The 331-nt window shown below is 65.9% G+C and carries 1 protein-coding gene; it reads left to right on the forward strand.

The features are described 5' to 3' along the window. Window positions 1-204: 204 nt before the first annotated feature. Window positions 205-331: LysR family transcriptional regulator (locus F0L46_RS25970; RefSeq protein ID WP_149822456.1), on the forward strand; the 127-nt coding region annotated here is incomplete at its 3' end.

A 331-nucleotide genomic window follows, 5' to 3' on the forward strand; every position in this document is an offset into this window, starting at 1 on the left:
AGGGCCCCAATCGGCCCGACGTGCACGCGGCGAAGCCCCTGCCACAGGAGGTAGGCATTCTGGGCGCCGATGGCGCTGACCAGGGCGGCGGATACCAGGTAACCGTTCAGGAAGGCTGAGACGTATGACATGGCGGGTTTCATACCGGCGCGTGCCCCTGTAGAGAACCTAAAGCTACTAAGGTTGATGAAGGAGCGCTAATCCGTGCTCGACTATGCCGGTCTTTCGGCGCTCGCCGCCGTGGTGCGCCAGGGCAGCTTCGAACGCGCCGCCGGGACCCTCGGCGTCACCCCCTCGGCGGTCTCTCAACGTGTCCGGGCCCTTGAGGAGC

Origin of the sequence: Salinarimonas soli, from assembly GCF_008386575.1 — a bacterium.
Taxonomy (GTDB): Bacteria; Pseudomonadota; Alphaproteobacteria; order Rhizobiales; family Beijerinckiaceae; genus Salinarimonas_A; species Salinarimonas_A soli.